The 25228-nt window shown below is 64.7% G+C and carries 26 protein-coding genes; 15 read left to right on the top strand and 11 right to left on the bottom strand.

The window, feature by feature from the left end:
• Positions 1 to 128 precede the first annotated feature (128 nt).
• The 6 genes from Q8P46_03595 to Q8P46_03570 all read right to left on the bottom strand — a co-directional run bounded on the left by Q8P46_03595 (position 129) and on the right by Q8P46_03570 (position 5624).
• Positions 129 to 800: a TetR/AcrR family transcriptional regulator gene (locus Q8P46_03595; protein ID MDP2619251.1), complete on the bottom strand. Its 672-nt coding sequence runs from the start codon at positions 798 to 800 to the stop codon at positions 129 to 131.
• Complete coding sequence (locus tag Q8P46_03590; protein MDP2619250.1) at positions 797 to 1942, bottom strand: acyl-CoA dehydrogenase family protein; 1146 nt, start codon at positions 1940 to 1942, stop codon at positions 797 to 799. Before Q8P46_03590 ends, Q8P46_03595 begins: the two co-directional genes overlap by 4 nt.
• The gene (locus tag Q8P46_03585; protein ID MDP2619249.1) at positions 1929 to 3110 is read right to left on the bottom strand and encodes an acyl-CoA dehydrogenase family protein; all 1182 of its coding nucleotides are present in this window, start codon (positions 3108 to 3110) and stop codon (positions 1929 to 1931) included. Before Q8P46_03585 ends, Q8P46_03590 begins: the two co-directional genes overlap by 14 nt.
• A gap of 10 nt (positions 3111 to 3120) precedes the next feature.
• On the bottom strand, positions 3121 to 3939 hold the full coding sequence (locus Q8P46_03580; GenBank protein MDP2619248.1) for an enoyl-CoA hydratase family protein: 819 nt from the start codon (positions 3937 to 3939) through the stop codon (positions 3121 to 3123).
• Positions 3940 to 3976: 37 nt separating this feature from the next.
• Positions 3977 to 4723, bottom strand: coding sequence for an SDR family NAD(P)-dependent oxidoreductase (locus tag Q8P46_03575; protein MDP2619247.1), 747 nt, complete (start codon positions 4721 to 4723; stop codon positions 3977 to 3979).
• Between the two features lie 193 nt (positions 4724 to 4916).
• Entirely contained in the window at positions 4917 to 5624 is a 708-nt protein-coding gene (locus Q8P46_03570; GenBank protein ID MDP2619246.1) for an FCD domain-containing protein, read from the bottom strand.
• Positions 5625 to 5913: 289 nt separating this feature from the next.
• Here Q8P46_03570 and Q8P46_03565 point away from each other — a divergent pair, with 289 nt between their 5' ends.
• The 8 genes from Q8P46_03565 to Q8P46_03530 all read left to right on the top strand — a co-directional run bounded on the left by Q8P46_03565 (position 5914) and on the right by Q8P46_03530 (position 13253).
• Entirely contained in the window at positions 5914 to 6861 is a 948-nt protein-coding gene (locus Q8P46_03565; protein MDP2619245.1) for an ABC transporter substrate-binding protein, read from the top strand.
• Between the two features lie 91 nt (positions 6862 to 6952).
• Positions 6953 to 7705 (top strand): ABC transporter permease subunit, encoded by a 753-nt coding sequence (locus Q8P46_03560; protein MDP2619244.1) that lies wholly within the window; start codon positions 6953 to 6955, stop codon positions 7703 to 7705.
• 1 nt (position 7706) lies between these two features.
• On the top strand, positions 7707 to 8510 hold the full coding sequence (locus Q8P46_03555; protein MDP2619243.1) for an ABC transporter ATP-binding protein: 804 nt from the start codon (positions 7707 to 7709) through the stop codon (positions 8508 to 8510).
• 9 nt (positions 8511 to 8519) lie between these two features.
• Positions 8520 to 9272 carry an ABC transporter permease subunit gene (locus tag Q8P46_03550; protein ID MDP2619242.1) on the top strand — a complete coding sequence of 251 codons (753 nt, stop codon included), beginning with the start codon at positions 8520 to 8522 and terminating at the stop codon, positions 9270 to 9272.
• A 31-nt stretch (positions 9273 to 9303) separates the two neighbouring features.
• Complete coding sequence (locus tag Q8P46_03545; GenBank protein ID MDP2619241.1) at positions 9304 to 9987, top strand: fumarylacetoacetate hydrolase family protein; 684 nt, start codon at positions 9304 to 9306, stop codon at positions 9985 to 9987.
• 185 nt (positions 9988 to 10172) lie between these two features.
• Positions 10173 to 11387: an NnrS family protein gene (locus tag Q8P46_03540; GenBank protein ID MDP2619240.1), complete on the top strand. Its 1215-nt coding sequence runs from the start codon at positions 10173 to 10175 to the stop codon at positions 11385 to 11387.
• 85 nt (positions 11388 to 11472) lie between these two features.
• Positions 11473 to 12687, top strand: coding sequence for a 5-aminolevulinate synthase (gene hemA / locus Q8P46_03535; protein MDP2619239.1), 1215 nt, complete (start codon positions 11473 to 11475; stop codon positions 12685 to 12687).
• Between the two features lie 176 nt (positions 12688 to 12863).
• Positions 12864 to 13253: a cytochrome c family protein gene (locus Q8P46_03530; protein ID MDP2619238.1), complete on the top strand. Its 390-nt coding sequence runs from the start codon at positions 12864 to 12866 to the stop codon at positions 13251 to 13253.
• A gap of 31 nt (positions 13254 to 13284) precedes the next feature.
• On the opposite strand, the gene Q8P46_03525 is transcribed toward Q8P46_03530, so the two are convergent.
• The 5 genes from Q8P46_03525 to Q8P46_03505 are packed head-to-tail and all read right to left on the bottom strand — an operon-like array spanning position 13285 to position 17779.
• Complete coding sequence (locus Q8P46_03525) at positions 13285 to 13965, bottom strand: NnrU family protein (protein ID MDP2619237.1); 681 nt, start codon at positions 13963 to 13965, stop codon at positions 13285 to 13287.
• Positions 13966 to 14010: 45 nt separating this feature from the next.
• A complete protein-coding gene (locus Q8P46_03520) occupies positions 14011 to 14610 on the bottom strand; it encodes a DUF4202 domain-containing protein (GenBank protein ID MDP2619236.1) in 600 nt (199 codons plus the stop codon).
• 49 nt (positions 14611 to 14659) lie between these two features.
• Positions 14660 to 15214, bottom strand: coding sequence for a ferritin family protein (locus tag Q8P46_03515; protein ID MDP2619235.1), 555 nt, complete (start codon positions 15212 to 15214; stop codon positions 14660 to 14662).
• Positions 15211 to 16044, bottom strand: coding sequence for a 2-oxoacid:ferredoxin oxidoreductase subunit beta (locus tag Q8P46_03510; protein ID MDP2619234.1), 834 nt, complete (start codon positions 16042 to 16044; stop codon positions 15211 to 15213). Before Q8P46_03510 ends, Q8P46_03515 begins: the two co-directional genes overlap by 4 nt.
• 4 nt (positions 16045 to 16048) lie before the next feature.
• A complete protein-coding gene (locus Q8P46_03505; GenBank protein MDP2619233.1) occupies positions 16049 to 17779 on the bottom strand; it encodes a 2-oxoacid:acceptor oxidoreductase subunit alpha in 1731 nt (576 codons plus the stop codon).
• Between the two features lie 328 nt (positions 17780 to 18107).
• On the opposite strand from Q8P46_03505, the gene oah reads away from it, so the two are divergent.
• From oah to Q8P46_03470, 7 genes are read left to right on the top strand one after another with little or no spacing between them, the layout of a single operon-like run.
• Complete coding sequence (oah, locus tag Q8P46_03500) at positions 18108 to 19253, top strand: 6-oxocyclohex-1-ene-1-carbonyl-CoA hydratase (GenBank protein MDP2619232.1); 1146 nt, start codon at positions 18108 to 18110, stop codon at positions 19251 to 19253.
• Positions 19250 to 20017 (top strand): cyclohexa-1,5-dienecarbonyl-CoA hydratase, encoded by a 768-nt coding sequence (locus tag Q8P46_03495; protein MDP2619231.1) that lies wholly within the window; start codon positions 19250 to 19252, stop codon positions 20015 to 20017. Before oah ends, Q8P46_03495 begins: the two co-directional genes overlap by 4 nt.
• 2 nt (positions 20018 to 20019) lie before the next feature.
• Entirely contained in the window at positions 20020 to 21189 is a 1170-nt protein-coding gene (gene bcrC, locus Q8P46_03490; GenBank protein ID MDP2619230.1) for a benzoyl-CoA reductase subunit C, read from the top strand.
• A complete protein-coding gene (gene bcrB / locus Q8P46_03485) occupies positions 21186 to 22505 on the top strand; it encodes a benzoyl-CoA reductase subunit B (GenBank protein MDP2619229.1) in 1320 nt (439 codons plus the stop codon). The genes bcrC and bcrB overlap by 4 nt, the downstream gene beginning before the upstream one ends.
• Positions 22502 to 23824 (top strand): benzoyl-CoA reductase subunit A, encoded by a 1323-nt coding sequence (bcrA, locus tag Q8P46_03480; protein MDP2619228.1) that lies wholly within the window; start codon positions 22502 to 22504, stop codon positions 23822 to 23824. The genes bcrB and bcrA overlap by 4 nt, the downstream gene beginning before the upstream one ends.
• Positions 23825 to 23838: 14 nt before the next feature.
• Entirely contained in the window at positions 23839 to 24678 is an 840-nt protein-coding gene (gene bcrD / locus Q8P46_03475) for a benzoyl-CoA reductase subunit D (protein ID MDP2619227.1), read from the top strand.
• Between the two features lie 31 nt (positions 24679 to 24709).
• Complete coding sequence (locus tag Q8P46_03470) at positions 24710 to 24955, top strand: YfhL family 4Fe-4S dicluster ferredoxin (GenBank protein MDP2619226.1); 246 nt, start codon at positions 24710 to 24712, stop codon at positions 24953 to 24955.
• The last annotated feature ends 273 nt before the right edge of the window (positions 24956 to 25228 follow it).

The following is a 25228-nucleotide window of genomic DNA, read 5'->3' as shown; positions in this document are numbered from 1 at the left end:
CGTCGGCTCCGGCATTGATGTCGATCAACTTCGCGTAGACTTTGGCTGCCCCGCGCCCCTTTGGGCGAAGGGGGAAAGATAAGGCAAAACCCGGAGCCAAGCCGCTCGCGGCAACGGCGAAGCTTGCCCTATTCCGGAATGACGCGCCGGTCGCGCAGGCGGGCGAGGCCGGCTCGGCCGGTCTCGGTGAGGAAGGGCACGATCAACAGGTCGATGCCCTCGGCGACATAGGAATCGAGGTCGTAGCGGCCGCGCAAGGCCCACTGCTTGAGCGCCCAGGCGTGGCAGAAATGAACCAGCTGGTAGATCGCCAGGAACACGTTGACCGGGCGGATCAGCCCCTCGGCGATGGCCGCTTCCAGGCACGTCTCCAACAGCTTGTTGGTCGCCGTCTCGCGCTCCTTGATGACGTCCTGGCGATGCGATTTGAGCGACTTGGTCGAGCGGTAGGCAAGCACGGTCGCGTCGAGCAGCCGGTCGACGACGCGGCAATAGGCGTAGAACGCCCGGCAAAGCCGCTCCAGCGGGTCCTCGAGGCCCTCGATGGCCTTGGGGATCTCCCGCTCATAGGTGTCGAGCACGGTGACCAGCGTCAGGAACAGCACGTCGTCCTTGTCGTGGAAATATTGGTAGATGAGCCCGGTCGAGACGCCCGCCTCCTTGGCGATCGCCTGGATGGTGGTGCGGTGGAAGCCCTGCTGCGAGAACAGCTTGGTGGCGGCGGTGAGGATCTGCCGCCGGCGCTCCTCGATCAGCCGCGGGTCGGTCACCAGGCTTTCGACTTCGCCGGGCTCGGTCATGCCATCTCCTCTCTGGCGAGTTCCCTGCCGATCAGCATGCACTGGATGTCGTTGGTCCCTTCGTAGATCTTCGTCACCTTGGCATCGCGATAATGGCGCTCGACGGCGAAATCCTTGAGATAGCCGTAGCCGCCGAAGGTCTGGAGGGCGTCGGAGCAGACCTGCTCTGCAGCCTCGCTGGCGAGAAGCTTGGCCATGCAGGCCTCCTTCAGACAGGACAGACCGGCGTCGCGCAGGCTCGCGGCATGCTGGACGAGCTGGCGGGCGGCTTCGATGCTGGTCGCCATCCGGGCGAGCCTGAACTGCACCGCCTGGTGTTCGATGATCGGCTTGCCGAAGGTCACCCGCTCGCCGGCATAGGCGACGGCCTCCTCAAATGCCGCCCTGGCGATGCCGACGGCGAGCGCCGCGATGCCGATGCGCCCGCCCTCGAGATTGCCGAGCGCGATTCTGTAGCCCTCGCCCTCTTCGCCGAGACGCAGATGGGCGGCGACCTCCAGATTGTCGAGCACGATCTGGCAGGTGTCCGACGAGCGCTGGCCGAGCTTGTCCTCCTTGCGCGCGACGACATAGCCCGGCGTGTCGGTCGGCACCAGAAAGGCGGAGATGCCCTTCGGCCCGGCATCGGCATCGGTGACGGCGAAGACGAGCGCCAGCTTGGCGTTGGCGCCGGAGGTGACGAACTGCTTGGTGCCGGCGAGCACATAGCCCTTCTCGGTGCGCCGCGCGCGGGTCTTCAGATCGGCGGCGTCGGAGCCGGCATGCGGCTCGCTCAACGCGAACGCGGAGAGCATGTGGCCCGCCGCCATCGGCTTGAGGAAGCGCTCCTTCTGCTCCTCCGTGCCGTGGCCCAGGACCGGCATGCAGCCGACCGAATTGTGGCCGCTCATCACCGAGGCGACGCCAGCATCGCCGGTGGCGATCTCCTCCAGCGCCAGAGCGAGCGAGAGATAGTCGCCGCCGGCGCCGCCATAGTCCTCCGGCACGGTCATCCCCATGAAGCCGAGCGCGCCCATGGCGGCGATGGCCTCGGCCGGGAAGGTCGCGTCGCGGTCCCATCGGGCGGCGTTCGGGGCAAGCTCCTGGGCTGCAAAGCGGCGGGCCATGTCGCGGATCGCCGCGTGCTCGTCACTCAGGATCACGCTTGGCCTCCGCCAACAGGCTGTCGGCGATGATCAGCTTCTGGATCTCGCTCGTGCCCTCATAGATCCTGAGCGCTCGGATCTCGCGGTAGAGGCTTTCGACAACCGTGCCGGTGACGACGCCGAGGCCGCCGAAAAGCTGCACCGCCTGGTCGACGACCCGTTGGCCGGCCTCGCTGGCGTGGAGCTTGGCCATGGAGGATTCCCGCGTGCCGCGGCTGCCGGTGACGTCCTTGGCCCAGGCGGCGCGGTAGACGAGGAGGGCGGATGAATCGATATCGACCGCCATGTCGGCGAGCTTGGCCTGGGTGAGCTGATATTCGGCCAAGGGCTTGCCGAACACTTGGCGGGCCTGAACCCGGGCGAGCGCCTCGTCGAGCGCCCGGCGGGCAAAGCCGAGCGCCGCTGCGCCGACGGTGCAGCGGAACACGCTCAAGGTCGCGACCGCCACCTTGAAGCCCTCGCCGGGCTTTCCGACCATGGCCGGCGCGGGAACGCGGCAGTCGGTAAACTTGAGGGTCGCGAGCGGATGCGGCGCGATGACCGGGACGCGCTCGGCGACAATCAGGCCGGGCGCGTCGGCCTCGACGATGAAGGCCGACAGGCCCTTGGCGCCGGGCGCCTCGCCGGTGCGGGCGAAGACGACATAGTGCGCGGCGATGCCGCCGTTGGAGATCCAGGTCTTGGTGCCGTTGAGCACGTAATCATTGCCGTCGCGCACCGCCGACGTGGCGATCGCCCCGACGTCGCTGCCGGCGTCGGGCTCCGACAGCGCGAAGGCCGCGATATGCGCGCCTGCCTGCACCGGCGGAAGATAGGTGTTGCGCTGCTCCTTGGTGCCGAACAGCGAGATCGGCCCGGTCCCCAGCCCCTGCATGGCGAAGGCGAAGTCGGCAAGCCCCGCGTTGCGCGCGAGAATGTCGCGGCTCAGGCACAGGCTGCGCACGTCGAACCGGCCGTCCGGCGCGACGACGCAGGCGTTCTTGAGCAGGCCCGCCGCGCCGAGGCGCTCGACAAGCGTGCGGCATGCCCGATCGAGCCCCTCGTCGTCGGCGGGATGCAGGTCGATGCCGGCAAGCCCGCTCTTCGCAAATTCCTCAAGGTCGGCGGAAAGCCGCTTGTGCCGCGCCTCGAAGAACGGCCAGTCGAGATAGCCCTTGTCCGGCATCGGCCCTCGTTCAGTTGCCTTCGAAAGCCGGCTTCTGCTTGGCCACGAAGGCGTTGTAGGCGCGCTCGAAATCCTTGGTCTGCATGCAGATCGACTGCGCCTCGGCCTCGGTCTCCAGCGCCTGCTCGATGGTCATCGCCCATTCCTGATGCAGGCACTTCTTGGTCATGGCATGCGCGAAATAAGGCCCGTCGGCAAGCTTCTTGGCCATCTCCTGAGCGTGGGAAAGAAGCTTGTCGGGTTCGACCAGGGCGTTGAAATAGCCCCAGGCGAGCCCCTCCTCGGCGCTCATGGAGCGGCCGGTATAGAGCAGCTCGGAGGCCCGGCCATGGCCGATGATGCGAGGCAGGATGGCGCAGGCGCCCATGTCGCAGCCGGCAAGCCCGACGCGCACGAACAGGAACGCCGTCTTGCATTCCGGCGTGCCGTAGCGGAAGTCGCAGGCCATCGGGATGATGGCGCCGGCGCCGGCGCTGATGCCGTCGACGGCGGCGATCACCGGCTGCGGACAGGTGCGCATCTCCTTGATCAGGTTTCCGGTCATGCGGGTGAAGGTCAAAAGCCCGTCCATCTCCATTCTGACCAGCGGCCCGATAATGTCGTGCACGTCGCCGCCGGAGCAGAAATTGCCGCCCTCGCCGGTGACGACCACGGCCCGCACGTCGTCGGCATATTGCAGCTTATGGAAGGTGTCGCGCAGCTCGGCATAGCTTTCCAGCGTCAGCGGGTTCTTGCGCTCGGGCCGGTTCAGGGTCACGGTCGCGACCCGGTCCTTGACCTCCCATTTGAAATGCTCCGGTTTCCATTCGGCAGCCTTGAGCTTGTACATTCGTCTGTCTCCTGTGGTCCTGTCTGTCGTTCGGCGCCTAGCCGGCCATGGTCAGGCCGCCGCTGACGCTGAGCACCTGGCCGGTGCAGAAGCTTGAGCGGCCGCTGGCGAAGAACAGGATTGCGTCGGCGACCTCCTCGGGCTTGGCCAGCCGGCGCATCGGCGTCACCCGCATGAAGGCCTCCTTGATCTTCTCGTTGACCGCAGCCATCAGCGGCGTGTCGGTGGGTCCCGGGCAGACGCAATTGACGTTGACGTTGAAGCGCGCCATTTCGCGCGCCAGCGACTTCGAGAAGGCAATGGCACCGCCCTTGGAGCCGGCATAGACGGACTCGCCGAGGCTGCCGACCCGGCCGGCGTCGCTGGCGACGATGACGATCTTGCCTTCGTTGCGCTCCATCATCGGCTCGCAGAAGGCGCGCGCCATGAAGATCGGCCCCATCAGGTTGAGATTGACCACCTTGCTCCAGAAATCCGGCGTGTTCTGGATAAAGGGCTCGGTCTTCCCCCAGCCGGCGACGCTGGCGAGAATGTCGACATGGCCGCGCAGCTTGACCGCCTTTTCGCGGAACGCCTCGACGGATTTCCGATCGGTGACATCGAGTTCGATAAAGTCGGCCGTGCCCCTATTGTCGCGGATCGCCGCCGCCACCGCCTCGCCGTCCTTGACATTGATGTCGCCGAGAATGACGGCGGCTCCCGCGGCAGTGAAGCGCTCGGCGGTGGTCTTGCCGATGCCGGACGCCGCGCCGGTGACGACCGCAGTCTTGCCCTCAAATCGCATGGTCCATTCCTTTCGGTTGTCGCACTCGGTTGGCTGAATGATTATTCATTCAGTCGAACTTTTCAAGGCGAAAAAATGCCGCTGCTAGCAAATCCGGGCTTTGTCCCGCCGGCGCGATGAGGAGGCGAGAAAAGAGAAAGAGCCGCCCGGCAAGAGTGGCGCAACGGGCCGGGGCAAATCTGCGGCCAGAGCCCTATTCGGCGGCTTCGCGCAGCTCGGTCAGGTTCCGGCGCACCGATTGCAGATGCCGGCGCATGCGCGCCGCGGCGCCGTCCAAGTCGCGTTCCTCGATCGCCTGCACGATCGCTTCGTGCTCGGCGAAACTGTGATGGTCCGAAGGCGGCTTCACCGGTTGGTCGCGCAGACGACCCCAGACGACGGCGCGGCGCACCGCGTTCAGCGTGTCGAACAATGCCAACAGCAGCGTGTTGTGGGTCGCCCGTGCGATGGTCCGGTGCAGGCGGTTGTCGAAATTCTCATATTGCCGCCAGGTACGCGTCTGGCGGCTGCCCTTGAGGCAGGCCCGCATCTCGGCGATCTCGGCCGAGTTCGCGTGCAGCGCCGCTTCCCGCGCGATCTCCGGTTCGATCAGAAGCCGGGTGCGCATGACCTCGGCCGGATTGGTCAGGCCGGAGACGCCGGCAATTGAAAAACGCTCCTCGACGGGCTTCGGGCCGACGAAGGTCCCCTTGCCGACATGGCGCCACAGTTCGCCCTCGCTCTCGAGGATCGCCAGCGCCTTGCGCAGATCGCCGCGCGAGACGCCGAGCAGATCCGAGAGCTCCCGCTCGGCGGGAAGGCGTGCGTTCGCCGTCAGCTCCTCCTGCGCCAGATAGGCGCGCAGTTGCGTCAATGCGGCTTGGGCGTCCTGGGCGCCCTGGCTGACCTGGTCCTCTTGCACGGTTCGGCTCGCGATTTGCTCAATGGGCGAGAATTAGCCATGTTTACAGGGCGTCGGTCAATACAAGTTGACCAATCCGGTGGTTTTGTTTAGCCAATAAGGGATTGGTCAAACAGAGGGTGTCGGCCAATTGCAACGATGTCACAGGGGGCGAGAAGCGTCGCGATCGCCTCGATCTCCCGTGACGGCCAGAACCGGGATGGCGAAACTGCCCGGGCCAAGGAGGAAACCCACCATGAGCAGAATTACAGGCTATGTCATGCGAGCGTTTGCAGGCGTACTGCTTGCCATGTTTTTTGTCCTTCAAAGCGGCACTGTCCAGGCGCAGAACAAGATGCGCATCGCCTTCGGCGATGTCGCGGCCATCGAGTCAGTCCATTTCCTTGCCGCCTTCGAGCGCACCAAGGAACGCGGCATCGATGTCGAGGTGACGTATCTGCAAGCCGAGGACATCGCGGCCCAGGCGGTGGTCGGCGGCCAATTGGACATCGGAATCGGCGGGCCCTACGCGCTCATCCAGAAGGTAAAGGCGCCGATCCGCATCTTCGCCCAGCTTTCGGTATTGCGCTTCTTCCCCGTCGTCAATTCCGAGTTCTACCAGACATGGGCAGATCTCGACGGCCAGGAGATCGCCGTGCATGCGCGCGGCTCGGGCACCGAGGCGATCATGAAGCTGATGGCCGACGTCAATAACATCAAGTATGCGTCGATCAGCTACGTGCCGGGATCGGAGGTGCGCGCCGGCGCGCTGCTGCAGGGCAACATCAAGGCCTCGATCGTCGACGCCGCCAACCGCCGCTTCCTCGAGCAGCAGGCGCCTGGCAAGTTCATCATCTTGCCGCTCGGCGACATCGCCGCCAGCGATGAGGTGCTGTTCGCCAATACGGACTATCTCGCTGCCAACGCGGACGATGTCGATATCCTGGTCGAGGAACTGCTCAAGGCCGTGCGCGAGGTCGCCGACGATCCGGCCGCCGCGGTGGAGATGCGCAAGAAATACAATCTCCTGCCCGATCTCGGCGAGGCGGCGAACGAAGAGATCCTCGCCTACTTCAAGGAAACCGCCGAGGCCGGCGCCATGCCCGTCAATGGCGGCGGCGCCGACGCGGCGCAGGACGACTTCGCCTTCTACACGATTGCGGGCCAGCTCGAGGGCGAGGCGTCGAGCCTCGATGTCGCCGATTTCTGGGATCTCGGCCCGCTCGAGCGGGTGCTCGACAAGATCGGGACCCGGTGAGGCCGAAAGCCTGATGTCGGATGAAATCAGCAGCGGGCGCGGGGCCGTCAGCCTCGCGCCCCTTGTTCCTGCACGCAGTCTGGCTGCCAGAGTGGCGGACAGCCCCGTCACCTGGCGCATTATCTCCTTCGCGCTGTTCGCTCTGGCTTGGGAGATCGCCGGCCGAATCCCGATCAGCTTCGCCTTCCCGACCTTCTCAGACACCGTCCAGGCGCTGGTTGCGATGTTGCTCGACGGCTCGATGCCGCGCGCCTATGTCTCGACCCTGCAACCGCTCGCTCTCGGGCTCTTCATCTCGGCGACGCTGGGCGTCGGGCTTGGTATCAGTTTCGGCCTGTCGCACACCGGCGAGTGGCTCGGTGTGCCGATCTTCATCGTGCTGCAGGCGGCACCCGTGGCCGCGCTCATCCCGCTGGTCACGTTCGTCTACGGCATTGGCCTCACCGCCAAGACGCTGGCGGTCGTCATCCTGGCACTGCCGGTGATCGTGTTGAATTCCTATAAGGCAGTCAGGAACGTCAACGAATCGCTGCTTCTCATGTGCCGCGCCTTTCTCGGTAACCAGCGCCAGGAGGTGCTGAAGATCGTTCTGCCCGACGCCAGCCCGGTGATCTTCGCCGGGCTGAGGCTCGGGATCGCCGCGGGATTCATCGGTGTGGTGCTGGCGGAGCTCCTGATCACGCCGACAGGCATCGGCGACCTCATCACCTATCACCGCTCCATCGCCGACTATCCCGAGATGTATGCCGCCATCGCTTCGATCATCGTGCTGTCGACGCTGACCCTGGTGGTCCTCCAATGGGTCGAGGTTCGCTTCCTCCGGCCGGAAAAGACGGGTACCTGACATGAACGCCAGTGCAGCGATGCAAGCAGCTGCGAAAACGGCCGCAGCCGATGCTGTGGTCGAGATCCGCGGTATCTCGAAGATTTACGGCACCGATGTCGAGGCGCTGCGCGGCGTCGATCTCGAGGTGCCGCGCGGCAAGCTGACCAGCCTGCTCGGCCCGTCCGGCTGCGGCAAAACCACGCTGCTCAAGATCATCGCCGGGCTGTTGCCGGCGACCTCCGGCGAGGTGACGATCAACGGCAAGCGCGTCACCGGCCCGGGGCCGGAGCGCGCCTTCGTGTTTCAGGACTTCGCACTGATGCCGTGGGCGAACGTTCTGCGCAATGTCGCCTTCGGCCTTGAACTGCGCGGCGTGCACCGCGCCGAGCGCGAGGCACGGGCCGACAAATATATCGGCGAGGTCGGCCTGAGGGGCTTTGAGAACAGCTATCCGCACGAGCTTTCCGGCGGCATGCGCCAGCGCGTCGGCCTTGCCCGGGCGCTCGCTGTCGATGCCGAGGTGCTGTTGCTCGACGAGCCCTTCTCGGCGGTCGACGAGCAGACGCGGCGGAAATTCCAGGAGGATCTGATCCGCCTGAGAGCCGGCGATCAGAAGACCTTCCTGTTCGTCACCCATTCGATCGAGGAGGCCGTCTACATCTCCGACCGTATCGTGTTGCTTTCGCCGCGCCCCGGCAGGGTGGCGCAGATCATCGAGCCGGAGATCGACCGCTCGGGCGATCCCGACCAGATCCGCGCCGACCGGCACTACATCGAGACGGTCGAAGAGATCTGGCGCGGCCTGAAACAGTATGTCGAATAGGAGCGGGCGATGAAGATTCTCGGCTATCGCGTGCCCATGATGGCCTCCCTGATCGTTTGGTGCATCGCCTGGGAAGTGGCCGGACGGCTCAATCTCGTGTTCCTGCTGCCGCCCCTCAGCGAGGTGCTCGCCGCCTTGGTCGATCTCGTCCAGTTGCCTTCCTGGCAGGCCGCGACCGTGACGACGCTGAGGACCTTTTTCGTCGGCATGGTGGTGTCCGTTTTGGTCGGCGTGCCGCTCGGGGTTCTGATGGGGCGCGTGCGGCTTGCCGACGATCTGCTCGGCATGTGGGTCAATGTCTTCGTCTCGGCGCCGCTGACGGCTCTGGTGCCGGTGCTGATGATCCTGTTCGGCTTCGGCGAAACGACGATCATCGTCACCGTCTTTCTCTTCGCGGTGTGGATTATCGTGCTCGATACCCGAGCAGGCGTGCGCCACGTCTCGCCGTCCCTGATCGAAATGGCGCACGCCTATGGCGCCGGCCGCATTGCACTGTACGGCAAGATCATCCTGTGGGCGGCTCTGCCGGAGATCCTGGCCGGCATCCGCCTCGGCTTCATCCGTGGCGTCAAGGGCGTGGTGATCGGCCAGCTGCTCGTTGCCATCATCGGCTATGGGGCGCTGCTGGAGCTTTATTCGCGCAATTTCCGCATGGCCCAGTTCTGGGCACTGACCATCATCCTGTTCGCCTTCGCGTTGGTCATCGCCGAACTGCTGGAGCGGCTGGAGCGCAAGGTCGATTACTACGCCGCCAGCAGGTAACCGAGGGCAACGAAGAAAGAGGTCAGTTTCCATGGATTACGTGATTACGCCGCCGACGATGCCGGTGCTTCCGGTGCGCGGCACGGATGCGGTCTTTCCCGTGCATCGGGTCTATTGCGTCGGGCGCAACTATGCGGCGCATGCCATCGAGATGGGGCACGACCCGGACAAGGAGCCGCCGTTCTTCTTCCTGAAGAATCCGGACAATATCGACACCAGCGGCACGTTTCCCTATCCCTCGGCGTCCAACGACGTGCATCACGAGATCGAGCTCGTGGTGGCACTGGCGAAGGGCGGCACCGACATCCCGGTCGAAAGGGCCCTCGATTGCGTCTACGGCTATGCGGTCGGGCTGGACATGACGCGGCGCGACCTGCAGGGCGAGGCCAAGAAGATGGGCCGGCCGTGGGAGGTGGGCAAGGCGTTCGAGCACTCCGCGCCCTGCGGCGAACTGGTGCCGGCTAGCGCGGTCGGGCATCCCGACAAGGGCGCCATCTGGCTCAAGGTCAATGGCAAGATGCGCCAGGAGGGCGACCTCAACCAGCTCATCTGGAAAGTGCCGGAAGTGATCTCCTATCTCTCCGGCCTGTTCACGCTGGCCGCCGGCGACCTGATCATGTCCGGCACGCCGGCCGGCGTCGACGCGGTGAGCCGCGGCGATGTCCTGCTCGGCCATGTCGATGGCATTGCCGACCTCGAGGTCAAGGTCGTCTGAGGCCGGGCCCCCGATCTGGCATCAGGATCGCATCATTCGCCAAATCGCCTTCGATTGGCTCAAGCGCCGGCCGCAATGCGGCGCGGAATGCGATGCTGATCGCGGGCAAAACGGCGGCCGCGGCGCGCCACCGGGCCGAGGCCGCGGAAGCCGCGGCAAAATGAACGGATGACCGTGGAGGGGGCGTGAGCGATCCGAGAAAACACGGCATCCCAATCCTGAGCTACGGGTTCCGGATCTTCTTCCTGCTCGCCGGCCTCTACGCGGTCGCGGCGATGGCGGCGTGGCTTGCCTGGCTCGGCGTGCATATGCTCGGCGCGGAAGTCGCAACGGGGAGCTTTTCCGGCGCGCCGAATGTCTGGCACGGCCATGAGATGGTCTTCGGCTATGGCGTCGCGACACTCGCAGGCTTCATGCTGACCGCGGTGCCGAGCTGGACCGGAGCGCTGCCGCTCTCAGGCCGGCCTCTGGCGATCCTCGCTGCCCTATGGCTCGCCGCCCGGCTCGCGCTGTGGACCTCCGCCTTGCTTCCGGAATGGCTGGTCGCCATCGTCGACCTCGGCTTCCTGCCCTGGCTGGGATTTTTGGTGGCCCGGCAACTGTTGCTGAAGCCACAGGCCCGCAACCTCGTCTTCCTCGCGCTCCTGGCGCTGCTGTTCGCCGCCAATTTCGCCGTGCACCTGGAGTGGATCGGCGTCGCCGACGACAGCGCCTCGTGGGGCCTGAGCCTCGGCATTGTCACGCTTGCCCTCATGGTCGCCATCGTCGGCGGACGCATCGTTCCGGCCTTCACCCGCAACGCCCTGATACGCGAAGGCGAAGGCGAGCGGTTGCCGCAAAGTTTCAAGCCCATCGAGGCTGCGTCGCTGATCGGCGCGTTCGCTGTCACGCTCTGCTATCTGGCGAACGCGCCCGACACGATCAGCGGCGGCGTCGCCGCGCTCGCGGCGCTTGCCCATCTCGCCCGTCTGGCCTTCTGGCGCTCCTGGGCCACGCGCCGCGCGCCGATCCTGTGGAGCCTGCATCTGGCCTATCTGTGGCTTCCCATCGGCTACGCAACTATTGCCGCCGCCCGTCTGTTCGACGCCATGCCCGAGCCCGTTGCCCTGCATGCGCTTGGCGTAGGCGCCATCGGCGGCATGACCCTGGCGGTCATGACCAGGGCGGCACTCGGTCACACCGACCGTCCTCTTGCGGTGACGCGGCCCATCGCCTTATCCTACGGACTGGTTGCGCTGGGGGCACTCGTGCGCGTGTTTGCTCCGGGATTGTTTCCCGCCTTCTATCTGGAGTTGATTTTCGTCGCGGGCGGCCTCTGGATAATGGGATTTGCCATTTTTGTGACCGTCTATTGGCCGATTTTGAGCGGTCCGGCTCTTTCGGGGGAGGGAAAGGTTTGATATCAGGTAAGGCGTTGCCGCGGCATTTTGGCGATCCAATGTGCGGTGGGATCACAAGCGGCCGCAGTGGTGAGGGACCGAGCTGATGGACTATGAGACAATTTTCGAGACCGCGGTCGCAGACGTCAAGGCGGAGGGTCGCTACAGGGTCTTTGCAGATCTGGAACGGATCGCTGGTGACTTTCCCTACGCCCGCAACCACGGGCCCGGGCCCGACCGGGTCGTGGTCTGGTGCTCGAACGACTATCTCGGCCAGGGTCAAAATCCCGAGGTGATCGAGGCCGCCTGCCGCGCGGCGCGGACCATGGGCGCCGGCTCCGGCGGTACCCGCAACATTTCAGGCACCCACCATCTGCACGTCATGCTGGAGCGCTCGCTCGCCGACCTGCACGGCAAGGAGGCGGCATTGCTGTTCACCTCGGGCTATGTGTCGAACGCGGCGACGCTGTCGACCATCGCCAAGCTGATGCCCGGCTGCATCATCCTTTCCGATGCCAAGAACCATGCCTCTATGATCGATGGCATCCGTCAGGCGGGGTGCGAGAAGGTGATATTCCGCCACAACGACCTGGAGCATCTGGAACAGTTGCTCGCCGCCGCGGACCCGGCACGGCCGAAGCTCATCGCCTTCGAGTCGGTCTATTCGATGGACGGCGACATCGCGCCGATCGTTGACATCTGCGATCTTGCCGACCGCTACGGCGCCATGACCTATCTCGACGAGGTGCACGCGGTCGGCCTGTACGGCGAGCATGGCGGAGGCATTTCCGAGCGTGACGGCGTCGCCCAACGGCTGACGGTGATCGAGGGCACGTTGGCCAAGGCCTTTGGCTGCATGGGCGGCTATATCGCCGGCTCCGCGGCGCTCGTCGACGCGGTGCGCAGCTGCGCCGCCGGCTTCATCTTCACCACCTCGCTGCCGCCGGCGGTCGCCGGCGCGGCGCTGGCCAGCGTCGAATATCTGAAAAAGCATGACGAACTCAGGCGACGTCACCAGGAGCGGGCGGCAACCCTGAAGCGGCGGCTTAGCGCGGCCGGTCTGCCGCTGATGCCGAGTGAGACCCATATCGTGCCGATCCTGATCGGCGGCCCGGAATGCGCCAAGGGCGTCACCGACTATCTGATGACCGAGCACGGCATCTACATTCAGCCAATCAACTATCCGACCGTTCCCAAGGGGACCGAGCGGCTCAGACTAACGCCGACGCCGTTCCATGGCGACAAGCTCATGAACGGGCTCTTGGCGGCGCTGCTCGCCGCCTGGCAGATGGCCCATCTAGAGCTGCGTCAGGTGGCCTGATCGGCCAAATCGCTTGAAGGATTGACAATCTTCTGGCAGCCATGCCGCGGCCGAAATAGGTTTCGGGGGCTTGATCAGGCTCGTTTTCGGCACATATCGGATATGAACGACTACGAGAATGCCGGGAGCGTTGGGCGCAGCAGAGGCGCCTCTTGAACTAGGCGATGGAGATGAAAATGAAGTTCAGTCACCTGTTTGCCACGGTCTTGCTTGTCGCCATGCCGGTCTTTGCCGGACAGGCGCTCGCCGACGGCGATGCCGACAAGGGCAAGAAGGTCTTCAACAAGTGCCGCACTTGCCACAACGCCGATGTCGAGAAGAACAAGGTCGGCCCGTCTCTTCTTGGGCTGTTCGGGCGTCACGCCGGCTCGGTCGAGGGTTTTAAATATTCCGATGCCATGAAGAATGCCGACATTGTGTGGGACAAGGAGACCGTCGAGGAATATGTCAAGGATCCCAAGGGCTTCATCCCCGGAAACAAGATGGCCTTTGTCGGAATCAAGGATGAAGACCAGCTCGAGGATTTGCTGGCCTATCTCGAAGAAACCACCAAGAAACCGCAATAGCGCTCGCCGTCCCGTTCCCGGCCAGGGCTTGTCAAATAAGCCCGATCAGCGGGTCGGGCCCGAAGGCGTAGCGGTGCAGCGCTAGAACCGCGGCATAGGCGACAAGGCCCCCTGCAGGCCGCGACCAACCGATTTCGGCGAGCGCCTGCATCGCGCTTCTTCGAGTCAGCGCCATCACCGGCACGAGCGCCGTGCCGCGGCGCCAGTCCGGCGCCTGCGGAGCATCCGATCTGGCGAGCACGATCTCGTCCTTGACGATCGCAACGAGCGCGATCAGTGCCATCACCGCAAAGGCCGTAAAGCGCTTCGCGTCCCCCATATTCAGCATGTGCAGGCCCGCCCACAAAAGGATGGCGAGGCTGCCGGGGGCGCGGGTGACGCGAAAGATGCCGGCGGGCTCAACCAGCTCCGCGCCGCGGCCCGCGCGCGTCGTAAGCCTGGCCACGACGCCGATGAAGGCAAGGGGCATGAGGATAACCGCAGCAAGACGCGCGGGCCCCGCCGGCACGAACAGCTGCGGGCCGGTTTCGGCCGCCCTATAGGCGAGCACGAAGGCGGCGAGCGCCGCCGTCGAGACGAGCGTGTAGACGGCATAAAAGGCGACGCGGCCGAGCCGCGCATGGAGCCAGGGCCGTACCCCCGGCGCCGACAGCGCGGCATGGCTCAGGACGAGGGCCAGACTGGCGGCGATATAGGCGGTCCATCCCTGCATGGCGGACGATCCGGGTTTTGGCGCGCCGCGCCGCCGAGGCGGCGGTCAATCGGCGGGGGAGCCGGCGAGCGCGGCCTTGACGATCCTGGCGGCGCGCTCGGGAAGCTTGAGCGCCAGCGCCGCCTCGTGGCCCTTGGGCGACATCTTGCTCCACGTCTTGCGCACGATGTCGATGAGCTTCGCATCCTCGTGCTTGGCGGCGAAGTCGGCGAAATAGTGCTTGAGAAACACGACGCAGATCACATCTTCCAGCGCCTGCGCCTCGGCGTCGTACTTGATTTTCTCCTTGCGCACCAGCGCGCCGACGCGGGCGATGTCGGCCTCCTCGTAGCCGGCCTCCCGCATGATCTCGGCCAGGCGCCTTGCGTGATAATCCATCAGCGCCTTGCGCCATTTGAGATAGCCGACGCGGCCGTCCGGATAGTTCCCGCGCGGGCTCGTCCAGCGCTCGATGTGCTGGCCGCGGGCGGCGATGCGCAAATGCTCGGATCCGTCCGGGTAGAGCGAAGCGAGCGCCGCGCTCATCCGCTCGCCATAAAGGCGCTCGGCGGCGCGCTCCTCGCCGTCGGCCATGACCCGGTTGGGATCGGCCGCGTTGGCGGCGTCGATCGCGGCCAGAACCGTCGCCAGACGCGGCTTGCTCATCGCCGTGGCGCCGCCTCGCCTTTCGGGCGGCGAAGCTTCGGCCTGGCGGTCATTCGGGAAACACCGGTGGGTCGGGGTCCTCGTCCCAGTCCTTTTCGGGCTCGGGATGGCGCTTCAGCAGGTCTTCGACGAGGCGCACGTGTTCGGCCTCCTCCGAGCGGAACTCCGCGGCCCATTTCTTCATCTCGTCGTCCTTGGCGGTGGCGACAAGGCGGTCGAAAAAGGCAAAGGCCCGCTTCTCGGCGCCGAGCGCCATCTGCAAGGCGTGCCACGGCGTCATCAGATAATGGGCTTCGTCGATCTCGGCCGCCTCCGGCCCCTCGAAATCGCCCCACTTGTACTCGCTGGGCTTGAGCTCGGGCATATTCAGGCCCTTGGCCTGCTCGAGGATCTCCTGGGCGTGATGCTCCTCGTGCGAGGCGAGCTTGCGAAACAGTGCGGCGAGTTCCGGATTGTTGTGCACCTCCATCTGGTCGGCGAGCATCAGATAGCGGTCGGTGGCGTCGACCTCGATCATATAGGCGTGGGCGAGAAGCTCCTCGACGCTGTCGATTGCTTCCGGTCCGGGCTGGCTTGCCCGTGCGGGCTTGGCCTTCTCGGTCATATTGCGAACATCTCCGCAAGTTGGTCCGGATCCTGTTGCGGCCCGCGCTTGGCAAGATGATAGGGGGTGCGGTTGCCGCGATAGAGAATTCCGATATTGAACCCATCATCGGTCATGATGCGCCGCGCGGCGCGGGCCGGATCGTCGGTCGGCTCGACCGGGGCCGGATGCACCAGCTCCTTCCAACTGCGCTCGTCGGGCCGAAAGGTCACGCACGGGCTGAGGATCTGGACGAAGGAAAGTCCGGGGTGCCGGATCGCCTCGACCAGTATGTCGCCGGTGCGCGCAGGGTCGCCGGAAAAGCAACGGGCGACGAAATTGGCGCCCGAGGCGAGCGCGATGACCAGCGGGTGAAACGGGCTCAAGCCCGTGCCGCCCGGCGACAGGGCGCTGTCCCAGTCCGGCTCCGTCGTCGGCGAGGGCTGGCCCTTGGTCATGCCGTAGACCCGGTTGTCCATGACCATATAGGTGAGGTCGATATTGCGCCTGCAGGCATGCAGGAAATGGTTGCCGCCGATGGAAAAGCCGTCACCGTCGCCGCCGGCGACGATGACGGTCAAGTCCGGTCGGGCAACCTTGAGGCCGGTGCCGAGCGGCAGCGAGCGCCCGTGCACGCCGTGGAACCCATAGCAGTTGAGATAGGCGGGGATACGCGAGGAGCAGCCGATGCCGGAGACGACCGCCACATTCTCCGATTGCAGGCCGAGGGCTGCCAGCGCCCGGGTCAGTGACAGGAGAACGTGATAGTCGCCGCAGCCGGGGCACCAGACCGGCTTGATGTCCGACTTGAAATCGCTGGCCTTGAGAACGGGCGCGGTTTGTGCGGTCACGGGATCAGCTCCATTCCTCGATGCGGTTCAGGATTTCCGTCGGACTGATGGTGAGCGGGCCGGGGTGGCGGAAGCCGCGCACTTCGGAGGGCAGGTCGTAATGAGCCCTGACATAGTTCATGAATTGTCCGGAGTGAGACTGTTCCACCACCAATAGCCTGTCGACGCCGGCGAACGCCGCGCGCATCGCCTCTGGCCGGCACGGCGCCAGCAGGCGCAGAGCGATGAGCTTGACCGCGGCGCCGCGCTGGCGCGCCATCTCGACCGCCTCGCGGGCGGCCGCGGTCGAGGAGCCCCAGATCAGCACGGCGAGATCTCCCTCGCCGTCGATCTCGGCCCAAATGTTCCCGAAATCGAAAGCGTCAACCTTGTGCTGGCGCTTGTCGAGCTGGGCGAGATGGTCCTCGGCGCGGGTCGAAGGGGTGCCGCGCGGCGAATGCTCGAGCCCGTCGGCTGTGTATTGGCCGCCGGGCGCGCCGGGAATGGCCATCGGCGAGACGCCGGACGCGGTCACCGCGTAGCGGTGATAGGCGCCGGAAATGTTCTCGGCGCGCTCGCGGCGGCCGAGAAAAGTGATCTCCGCGGGGCGATCGATCACCGCCTTGGCCTGGCCGATGAACTGGTCGGAGAGCACGATGGTTGGGACCTGCATCGCCTCGGCCAGATGCACGGCCCACTGGGTGGTGAACAGGCAATCGGCGATGGACAAGGGCGCCACCACCACATGCGGGGCGTCGCCGTGCAGGCCGTAGACGGCGATGTTGAGGTCGGATTGCTCCGACTTTGTGGGAATCCCGGTCGACGGGCCGCCGCGCATCACGTCGACGACCACCAGCGGCACCTCCGCGGCGGTGGCAAGGCCGATCGCTTCGGTCATCAGCGCCAGCCCCGGTCCGGAAGTCGCGGTCAGCGCCGGGACGCCGCCATAGGACGCGCCGATGACCATGTTGATGGAAGCAAGCTCGTCCTCGGCCTGGACCAGCGCGCCGCCGACCTTGGCAAGAGACGGGGACAACCATTCCAGTATTTCGGTCGCCGGCGTGATCGGATAGGCGGCGGCGAAACGCACGCCGCCGCGCACCGCGCCGAGGGCCGCCGCCTCGTTGCCGGTGATGAGCCAGCGCCCGGCGGCGGCCGGCGTGGGCTCGCCGAGCCGCGGCGCGCCTCCAAGCGTCTCGGCGAACTTGTAGCCAGCCTCCACGGTGACCTTGCCGGAGGAGACCGCGTGTTCGCCCTTGGAACCCAGCTGTTCTTCGATGAGGTCGAAAATCGTGTCCATCGGCAGGCCGACGATGCCGGCAACGGTGCCGAGCGCCAACATGTTCGGCCGCCCGCCCGGGATGGCCTCGAGGATCTCCTTCACCGGCATCTCGATGACCCGCGCGCCGGACGCCGTGACTGCGTCCGCGATCTCGCCGGAGGCCGGGTCGGCGATGACCAGCGTGTCCTTGCGCAACTCGATCTCGGCCGCGAAGCGGTCGAAATTGAGCCAATCGACGACGAACAGCAGGTCGAAGGCGGCGGTCTGAACCTCAACCGGGCGGGTCGACAGGCGCAACAGCGCGGCCGCCTCGCCGCCGCGGATCTGCGGCCCGACCGAGCGGGTCTGCAATCCATACCAGCCGGCCTTCGCCGCCGCTTCGAGCAGAAATCCGCCGGCCGTCATGACGCCCGCCCCGCCGCTTCCGGTGACGGCGATCGACAGGCTGGAGACGGTATTGCGCTGATTTGTCACGGTGCGTTCGGCCCTCTTGTCGCTTGGTCCCGGTGCCGGTCCGCGCGAGATGGGTTGACTTAATTTCGTATTCCAGTACGATTATACGATATTAACTGACCTTAGCGCTGTCAAGGCCCATCACGTCGCATCCGGGCCTGCTGGAAAACGGGTAAACCAAGCCGTCACCGAGGCCTTTGAGACAGATCAAAGCCGGGCTGATACGGATGGGAGATGAAGACCAGCCATGTCGGAACCAGCACATGGATGGATGGTGACCGCGGCCGCGCGAAGCGCCGCGTGGTGCTGGTGCCGGTAGCTAAGACAGGTTCAGGAGGAGTTGAAAGAGATGAATGCGGATACGGCAAAGGCGGCGCGCGAGACCGCTCCGGACAAACTGATTGATCACACGCTTCATTGCGAACTGGTGGTTCAGGGCGTTGTGTTCGAGAAGCGCCCCGCCAAGACCGCCGACGGAGAGATTGTCGAAGGGATCTACAATGCCTGGATCAGGCTCGACAATCCGGAACAGTACAATTCCTACACCACCCACATGGTCAAGGGCGTCATCCACGCCTTCCGCGACGCGTCGGTTGCCCGCGACGTCGTGGCGGTGGTGTTTACCGGCACCGGTGACCAGGCCTTCTGCAGCGGCGGCAACACCAAGGAATATGCCGAATATTACGCCGGAAACCCGCAGGAATACCGACAATATATGAGACTTTTCAATGACATGGTGTCGTCAATCCTGGCCTGTGACAAGCCGGTCATCTGCCGCGTCAACGGCATGCGCATCGGCGGCGGCCAGGAAATCGGCATGGCCTGCGACTTCTCCATCGCCCAGGACCTGGCCCGGTTCGGTCAGGCGGGCCCGAAACACGGCTCGGCCGCCATCGGCGGTGCGACCGACTTCCTGCCGGTCATGATCGGCTGCGAGCAGGCGATGGTCTCAGGGCTTCTGTGCGAGCCGTTCACGGCGCACCAGGCCTATCAGCTCGGCATCATCATGGATGTCGTTCCGGCGCTGAAGGTCGACGGCAAGTTCGTGCCCAATCCGACGGTCGTCACCGATCGCCTGTTTGACGAGTGGGGGCGCGTCGCCTACGGCACGATGAAGACCGGGGAGGAGCTGAAAAAGGGTAGGGCGCTGATCAAGAGCGGCACGGTCGATCTGTCGATGCTCGATGAGAAGGTCGACGAGCTGTGTGCCAAGCTGCTGACCACGTTCCCGGACTGCATCACCAAGTCCTTGGAAGAGCTTAGGAAACCGAAGCTTGAGGCGTGGAACAGAAACAAGGAGGATTCGCGCGCCTGGCTGGCGCTGAACATGATGAGCGAGGCGCGGGCCGGATTCCGCGCCTTCAACGAGGGCACCAAGGAGACCGGCCGCGAGATCGATTTCATCGGCCTGCGCCAGGCGCTCGCCAAGGGCACGCCGTGGTCGCCGGAACTGACCGAGAGCGTGATGCCGCGGGTCAAGGAAGCCGCCGAATGAGCGAAGCGCTGAAGGTCTGGACCGATCGCGAGGGACGGCTGTTGCGGCTGCGGCTGAACCGGCCGAAGGCGAACATCATCGACGCCGAGATGGTCGCTGCCCTCGATGCGGCCCTGAGCGCCCATGGCGACAATCCTGGCTTGCTCGCCATTCTGATCGATGCCGAGGGGCCACATTTTTCCTTCGGCGCCAGCGTCGAGGAACATCTTCCCGGTCAATGCGCGGCGATGCTGCGCGGCCTCCACGCGCTCATCCTGCGCATGGTCAAGAGCCAGATCCCGATCCTGGTGGCGGTGCGCGGCCAATGTCTCGGCGGCGGCCTCGAGGTCGCCATGGCCGGTCATCTCATGTTCGTCGCCCCCGACGCCATGCTCGGCCAGCCGGAAATCAAGCTCGCCGTGTTCGCGCCGGCGGCCTCCTGTCTGATGCCGGAGCGGGTCGGCCGCGCCGTCGCCGAGGAGCTGTTGTTCTCGGGCCGCAGCATCCCCGGCAGCCAGGCCGTCGCCATCCGCCTTGCCAATGCGGCGGCCGACGACCCGGAGGCGGCGGCCGTTGCTTGGTTCGACGATCATCTTGCCGGCCTTTCCGGCGCCGCCCTGCGCCATGCGGTCGGCGCGGTACGCATCGGGTTGGCCGAACGGCTTGCCGAGCGCCTCGCCTCTGTCGAGAAGCTCTATCTCGACAGCCTCATGTCGACTCGCGACGCGCTCGAGGGCCTGCAGGCCTTTATTGCCAAACGCCCGGCCAAATGGGAGCACCGCTAGCCATGTCCGCCATCGACAAGATCAACGAACGCTGCTTCGATCTGTATGAGGATCTGCATTTCAAGGCGGCGCGCGAATGGAAGGATGCCAAGCCCGGACGCAAGGTCGTCGGCTACATGCCGATCTACGTGCCGCGCGAGGTCATCCACGCCGCCGGCATGTTGCCGCTCGGCATTCTCGGCGGCGGCGACCAGCTCGAGGTGATCCACGGCGACGCCTACTATCAGAGCTATATCTGCCGCATCCCGCGCTCGACCGTCGAGCTCGGCGTGTCGGGACGGCTGGATTTCGTCGACGGCATGCTGTTTCCTTCCATCTGCGACGTCATCCGCAACCTGTCGGGCATGTGGAAGCTGATGTTCCCGAATGTCTATGTGCGATATTTCGACGTGCCGCAGAACTATATCGACGAGATCGGCGGCAACTATTACCGCAACGAGCTGCAGGAGCTGAGGGAAGGGCTGGAGGAGCTCGGCGGCTGCAAGATCAACGACAAGGCGCTCACCCACTCCATCGGCGTCTACAACGACAACAGAAGGCTGGTGCGCCAGGTCTACGACTTCCGCGCCAAGGAACCGTGGAAAGCGCCGGCGGCGGAAGTCTATCTGCTGATGCGCGCGGGACTGGTGCTGCCGGTCGAGGAGCACAGCCGGCTGATCCGCGACTGGCTGAAGGAGGCGGAGAGCCGCGACCTGCCGGCGCGCGACAATTGCCGCGTCATCGTTACCGGCCTGTTCTGCGAGCAGCCGCCGCTCAACCTGATCAAGTCGATCGAGCTTTCCGGCTGCTACGTGATCGATGACGACCTGCTGCTGGTCACCCGCTGGCTGATCGGCGACGTGAAGGCCGAGGGCGACCCGCTGACCAACCTGTCGCTCGCCTTCCTGCACCAGTCGGAGGAAACCTCGGCGAAGTATGTGGCGACGCTTGAAGAGAAGGGCCAGCACCTGGTGCGCGCGGTCAAGAGCCGCGGCGCGGAAGGGGTGATCTTCGCCTCGCCCAGCTTCTGCGACCCGGCGCTGCTCGACCGGCCGATGCTGCAGCACGTGTTGGCGGCCGCCAACATTCCCTACATCGCTTTCAAATTTGCGGAAAATTCCGGCCAGATGCAGCCGATCCGCGAGCAAGCCGGCACGTTCGCCGACTCGATCAAACTGTGGAGCCACGCATGACCGAGATCACCACACCGAAAGTTGCCGCGCCTGAGGTCGTCAAGGACGACTCCATGCTCAAGCAGAAGGACATGATGGCCGGTCATTACGACCGTATCACCAGCGCGCACGAGAACGGCAAGAAGATCTGCTCCACCTTCGTGCCGGGCAACCTCAACGAACTGATCATGTGCTTCGATCTGGTCAACAATCTGCCGGAAATCAACGCCATCCAGTCGGGGCTGCGCAAGAAGAGCGGCGCCTTCGTCATGGAGGCGGAAAAGATCGGCCATTCGGAGGACGTGTGCACCTATGTGAAATCGGACATCGGCATGATGTCCAAGGGCAACATCGCGCCCAACGGCAAGCCGTTTCCCGATCCCGACGTGCTGCTCTTGTCCTATACCGGCTGCTTCACCTTCATGAAGTGGTTTGAGCTCTTACGCGAGCAGTACAAGTGCGAGACCGTCATGCTGCACACCCCGTATACGGGCGACGGCAAGATCACGCAGAACATGCGCGACTATATGGTCAAGCAGCTCAAGGAGGTGGTGATCCCGAAGCTGGAGCAGGTGTCGGGCGTCAAGTTCGATATCGACCGGCTGCGCGAATATATGAAAAAGTCGGCCGCCGCCGAGCAGGACCTGGTCTATGTCCTGCAATCGGCCAAGCATAAGCCCTCGCCGATCGACGCCTATTTCGGCGGCATCTACTATATCGGCCCGATCTTCGGCGCCTTCCGCGGCACCCAGGACGCGATCGACTATTACAAGATGCTGCGCGCCGAGGTCGACGAGCGCATCAAGTCCGGCCGTGGCCCGGTGACGCCGGACGGCGACATGGGCGAGGAGAAGTACCGCCTCGTCACCGAGGGGCCGCCGAACTACACCAGTTTCCGCGACTTCTGGAAGATGTTCTACGAGGAAGGCGCGGTGGTCGTCGCGTCGAGCTACACCAAGGTCGGCGGCGTCTATGATTTCGGCTTCCGCCACGATGCCGAAAATCCACTGGAATCGCTCGCCGACTACTGCCTCGGCGTCTACACCAACCGCAACCTGCCGCAGCGCGTCGAGATGCTCGCCAACTATATCGAGGAGTACGAGGCGGACGGGCTGCTCATCAACTCGATCAAGAGCTGCAACTCATTCTCCGCCGGCCAGCTCCTGATCATGCGCGAGGTGGAGAAGCGCACCGGCAAGCCCGGCGGCTTCATCGAAAGCGACCTGGTCGACCCGCGCTATTTCTCGCCTGCCAACATCAAGAACCGGCTGGAGAGCTATTTCCAGATGATCGACCAGAAACGCACTGGCGCCAAGACAGCGGGAGTTGCGGCATGAGAAGCTTCATCGGTGTCGACCTGGGCTCGACAACCACCAAGGCCGTCCTGATGGACGAGAATATGGAAATCCTCGGCCGCGGCATCACCAACTCGCGTTCGAACTATGCCACCGCGGTCAATGTCGCCAAGCTGGAGGCGATGATCGGCACGCGGCTCACCCTGTCCTGGCGCAATTTGAAGACCCGTGTGCCGCAGCTGGGCAACAAGCTTGAAGAATTCCTGACGCGACTCGAGCTCGCCTTCCGGCTCGAGCAGTTTCTGGGGCAGTTGGACGATCTCGAACGGACCTGCATCCGCAATGTCGCCGGCGACCGGTTCGCCGGAATGGAAAAGGCCGTCATCGAGGTCATCTCGGAAGTCTTCAAAGGGGCGCGTGAGGATGCACCGGCGCTGTTTGAGCCCGGCGCGCCACGCAAGTCGGACTTCTTCCGCGACATCGCCGGATCGCTTTTCATGTCGCACGCCAACACGAGGGCCAAGGAAGCCGGCATGGCCTACGACACGCTGCTGAACGTTTACGACAAGTCGATCATCGAGGTGGAGAACCGGACCCCGGAGGTGCAAATCAGCGACCAGTTCATGCGCGCGCTCGACCGGGTGCTCGACCACATGGGCGGGCTCGGCGTCGATAAGGAGGTGGTCCGCGAGGCCGTCAAGGACGCGCTCGACGTGGAAGTGGAGGAGACCTATCTGGTAGGTACCGGCTATGGCCGCGTGACCCTGCCCTTCTCCAAGGAGCATATCCGCTCCGAGATCCTGTGCCACGGCCTCGGCGCGCATTTGATGTATCCGCAAACGCGTACCGTCCTCGATATTGGCGGCCAGGACACCAAGGGCATCCAGGTGGACTCCGCCGGAATCGTCGAGAATTTCCAGATGAACGACCGCTGTGCGGCCGGCTGCGGACGCTATCTCGGCTATATCGCCGACGAGATGAACATCGGCCTGCACGAGTTGGGGCCGATGGCGTTGAAGGCCAAACGCACGGCGCGGATCAACTCCACCTGCACCGTGTTCGCCGGCGCGGAATTGCGCGACCGGCTGGCGCTGGGCGAAGCGCGCGAGGACATCCTCGCCGGCCTGCACCGGGCCATCGTGCTGCGCGCCATGTCCATCCTGTCGCGCTCGGGCGGCATCCGCGACCAGTTCACCTTTACCGGCGGCGTCGCCAAGAACGGGGCGGCGGTGAAGGAGCTGGCAAAGCTGGTCAAGGAGAATTACGGCGACGTGACCATGAACATCAATCCGGATTCCATCTATACCGGCGCGCTGGGGGCGGCGACCTTCGCCTACCGCGCGGTCGAGGGCAACGCCTGAAGGAGACCAAGCTCATGACCATTACAGCAGGCATCGATATCGGTTCGGGCGCGGTCAAGGCGGCTCTGTTCGAGGTCACCGGCGAAGAGACCAAGTGGCTTGCCAAGGATCTGCACCGCGTCCGCCAGCGCGATCCGTTCCAACTCGCGCGGTTGGCGTTTGACACCTGCCTCGAAAAGGCGGGCCTCAAGGAAGAGGCCGTCCAATATGTGGCGACCACCGGCGACGGCGAGACGATCCCGTACCGCACCGGTCACTTCTACACCATGACGACCCATGCGCGCGGCGCCATCTATCTGCATCCCGAGGCGCGCGCGGTGCTCGATGTCGGAGCGCTCAACGGCCGCGCCATCAAGATCGACGAACGCGGCAAGGTTCTGACCTACAAGATGACCAGCCAGTGCGCTTCGGGTTCGGGCCAATTCCTGGAGAATATCGGACGCTATCTCGGCATAGCCCAGGATGAGATCGGTGAGCTGTCGAAACAGGCCGACGATCCGGAGAAGGTCTCGAGCATTTGCGCGGTGCTGGCCGAAACCGACGTCATCAACATGGTATCACGCGAGATTACCGCGCCGAACATCCTGAAGGGCATCCATCTGTCGATGGCCGGCCGTCTGTCGCGGCTTCTCAAGGCAATAGGGGCCGACGGCACGATCATGGTCACCGGCGGGCTCGCCGGCGACGCCGGCCTCGTCGCCGCGCTTGAGGAGGATCTTCGTGCGCAGAACATGTCGATGCCGGTGGTCACCCACGAGGATTCGATCTATGCCGGCGTCATCGGCGGGGCGCTGTGGGGCGCCTACCGTTATGAGAAGCTGAAGCAGATCGACGCGCTGCCGATCGCCTCGTGACCATCGGCGGAAGATAAGAAGGAAGCTTCTTATGGCATTGAAGATTTTGGAAACCTGCACCGCCTGCGACGCCTGCGAGCCGGTGTGCCCGAACAAGGCGATTTCGGTCGGCGACCCGATCTACAAGATCGATCCGATGAAATGCACCGAATGCGTCGGTGCCGAGGACGAGCCGCAATGCGTCCTGGTCTGCCCCGCGACCTGCATCGAGCCCGACCCGGACTGGCCGGAGACCAAGGAGCAGCTTATGGAGAAATACCACCAGCTGCACGGCTAGAGCATTCTTGAGCCCCCCGGGCATCGCCCCCCGGGTCTCGCTTTGCCGATCCCGGGGACAAGCTTTGCCGATCCCGAGGGCAGGCTTGTCAAGCCCGGCCATGATGGGGTGGACGGCCGCTGCTCAACGGCCTCGCAATGTGCCAGAACGGGGCTGCTATTGAGCGCCACCTTGCGAGAGGAGACGTCCGACATGCAGGTTGGAGCGCATTTCGTGAAACCGGTGTCACTCAAAGCGCTCTAACTTCTTTATTTTACACGCATTTTTGTCCGA

Source organism: Hyphomicrobiales bacterium (assembly GCA_030688605.1).
GTDB lineage: Bacteria > Pseudomonadota > Alphaproteobacteria > Rhizobiales > NORP267 > JAUYJB01.
This window is presented reverse-complemented; position numbering and strand designations above follow the sequence as displayed.

Coding starts and splice junctions, on each gene's coding strand:
- Q8P46_03595 (MDP2619251.1), bottom strand. CDS start 800: ATGACCGAGCCCGGCGAAGTCGAAAGCCTGGTGACCGACCCGCGGCTG.
- Q8P46_03585 (MDP2619249.1), bottom strand. CDS start 3,110: ATGCCGGACAAGGGCTATCTCGACTGGCCGTTCTTCGAGGCGCGGCAC.
- Q8P46_03580 (MDP2619248.1), bottom strand. CDS start 3,939: ATGTACAAGCTCAAGGCTGCCGAATGGAAACCGGAGCATTTCAAATGG.
- Q8P46_03575 (MDP2619247.1), bottom strand. CDS start 4,723: ATGCGATTTGAGGGCAAGACTGCGGTCGTCACCGGCGCGGCGTCCGGC.
- Q8P46_03565 (MDP2619245.1), top strand. CDS start 5,914: ATGTTTTTTGTCCTTCAAAGCGGCACTGTCCAGGCGCAGAACAAGATG.
- Q8P46_03555 (MDP2619243.1), top strand. CDS start 7,707: ATGAACGCCAGTGCAGCGATGCAAGCAGCTGCGAAAACGGCCGCAGCC.
- Q8P46_03550 (MDP2619242.1), top strand. CDS start 8,520: ATGAAGATTCTCGGCTATCGCGTGCCCATGATGGCCTCCCTGATCGTT.
- Q8P46_03545 (MDP2619241.1), top strand. CDS start 9,304: ATGGATTACGTGATTACGCCGCCGACGATGCCGGTGCTTCCGGTGCGC.
- hemA (MDP2619239.1), top strand. CDS start 11,473: ATGGACTATGAGACAATTTTCGAGACCGCGGTCGCAGACGTCAAGGCG.
- Q8P46_03530 (MDP2619238.1), top strand. CDS start 12,864: ATGAAGTTCAGTCACCTGTTTGCCACGGTCTTGCTTGTCGCCATGCCG.
- Q8P46_03525 (MDP2619237.1), bottom strand. CDS start 13,965: ATGCAGGGATGGACCGCCTATATCGCCGCCAGTCTGGCCCTCGTCCTG.
- Q8P46_03520 (MDP2619236.1), bottom strand. CDS start 14,610: ATGAGCAAGCCGCGTCTGGCGACGGTTCTGGCCGCGATCGACGCCGCC.
- Q8P46_03515 (MDP2619235.1), bottom strand. CDS start 15,214: ATGACCGAGAAGGCCAAGCCCGCACGGGCAAGCCAGCCCGGACCGGAA.
- oah (MDP2619232.1), top strand. CDS start 18,108: ATGAATGCGGATACGGCAAAGGCGGCGCGCGAGACCGCTCCGGACAAA.
- Q8P46_03495 (MDP2619231.1), top strand. CDS start 19,250: ATGAGCGAAGCGCTGAAGGTCTGGACCGATCGCGAGGGACGGCTGTTG.
- bcrC (MDP2619230.1), top strand. CDS start 20,020: ATGTCCGCCATCGACAAGATCAACGAACGCTGCTTCGATCTGTATGAG.
- bcrB (MDP2619229.1), top strand. CDS start 21,186: ATGACCGAGATCACCACACCGAAAGTTGCCGCGCCTGAGGTCGTCAAG.
- bcrA (MDP2619228.1), top strand. CDS start 22,502: ATGAGAAGCTTCATCGGTGTCGACCTGGGCTCGACAACCACCAAGGCC.
- bcrD (MDP2619227.1), top strand. CDS start 23,839: ATGACCATTACAGCAGGCATCGATATCGGTTCGGGCGCGGTCAAGGCG.
- Q8P46_03470 (MDP2619226.1), top strand. CDS start 24,710: ATGGCATTGAAGATTTTGGAAACCTGCACCGCCTGCGACGCCTGCGAG.